The organism is Thiolapillus sp., assembly GCF_048562965.1.
In the GTDB taxonomy this organism is placed as follows: domain Bacteria; phylum Pseudomonadota; class Gammaproteobacteria; order Chromatiales; family Chromatiaceae; genus Thiolapillus; species Thiolapillus brandeum_A.
Window position 1 is genome coordinate 1 of record NZ_JBHNMF010000727.1, and the last position, 1,502, is coordinate 1,502.

General features: G+C 53.1%; 1 protein-coding gene. It reads right to left on the reverse strand.

The window, feature by feature from the left end:
- On the reverse strand, window positions 1-1,256 hold a 1,256-nt coding region (locus ACOCD2_RS19575), incomplete at its 3' end, for an RNA-directed DNA polymerase (protein WP_419625926.1).
- Window positions 1,257-1,502 lie beyond the last annotated feature (246 nt).

Genomic DNA, 1,502 nt, shown 5'->3' on the forward strand with positions numbered 1-1,502 from the left:
TGTCGTGAGCTAGAGAGCACCCCCCTACACTTAACCCGAAACGACCTGGACTTTAGAAAAGACTCGATAAAAGCCAGAAAATTTCCACTAATTCCTATCTTTTTGATCTTCGAAATTAACTTGTGGTGCCATACAGTATCGTAGGCTCGATGAATATCATAGAAAGTGGCTAGGGTGGAGTGGCGCCGGCTCAAGGCCTTTTTGACGTGTGCTGCTAGACGAACCGTATGGTCGGTCACCCCTCTGCCCTTCCTGAAGCCCGCTTGGGCCAGGGGGATCACCCCCCTGCTCTCGCAGAAATGCTCCAGTCGGGGCTTCAGGATCCTCTCATACAGCTTACCTAGGTGGGGGGTCAGCGAGATCGGCCTGTAGCTTGAGGGGTTAGCCCTAGGCTTGCCTGGCTTTGGGATAGGGACGATTGTGGCCCTTTTCCACTCGGCAGGAATGGTGCCGACCCGCCAGCACAGCTGGTAGAAGTTCAATAATTTTTTAAGAAAACAGTCTGGGAACTGTTTGATTAAAGCGTACGAGATCGGGTCTCCCCCGGTGGCCACCTTAACAGATTTAATGCCGAGGACGGCAGACCGAAGTTCTTGTAGTGTGAGTGGTTGGTTGATTGGCGTAGTGTTGTCTGCAGCTACCTCTTCCTCCCCCTCCCTCTCTACCTGTTCCCTCCTAGTGCGCTCTGCTGTGGGTAGGTGCTGTGACTGACTGGCTGTGGCGAAAGTGTCTGCAAAAATTTCTGCTTTGTCTGCTATGTTTGTTACGCGTGTGTTGTTGTGTGTTAGGGGCGTGTCGGGTAAATGGAACTTGTTTTTCATTTTTTTGATCTCTTTCCATAGTTTACCCGTGTCTGATGGATTGTTTATCTGCTCTAATATAAAGTCTGTAAAATACTCTTTTTTGGCTGTGGCCACTATTTTGTTGCAGTGTATGTTGGCTTGTTTGTATAGTGTATGCAATTCCGCTATAGTTACTGGGTCAGCCCTCGTGCGGCTTCTCATCCATGCCTTGAAAGCAGCTCTCTTTTGTTTCACTGCTTCCTCGCATGACGCGTTCCACCAAGGATTATCACCGGCCTTGGGGCAAGCCCCGCCGCTCGTCTTGGGGATAGACTGGTCCGCCGCCCTAAGGACGGCCCCTCTGATCTTCTCATAAACTAATTCTACTCCCTCCTGCGTTTCTGTTGCTGTGTGTTGTGCGTCAGCTGTGTCATCGGCACTCAGGATCGACCTGAACCTATCCCAGTCCGCCAACCCGAGTCTATAGCGCACCCCTCCGCCCCCAACCTCGGCCCTCTCCGGACATCCGCCGACAGTAATCTCGATGGGGAGATGGTCACTGCCTAGAGGGTCGTGAAGCGTCTGCCAGTGGCAGGAGGGGAAAAGCTCGGGGGAGACCAGGGACAGGTCGATCGACGAGCTCCGCTGATCCCCGCGGTCCGCCACTCTAGTGATAGAGCCGTCGTTCAGGACCGCCAGGTCTGCCTCTGTGATGGTGTG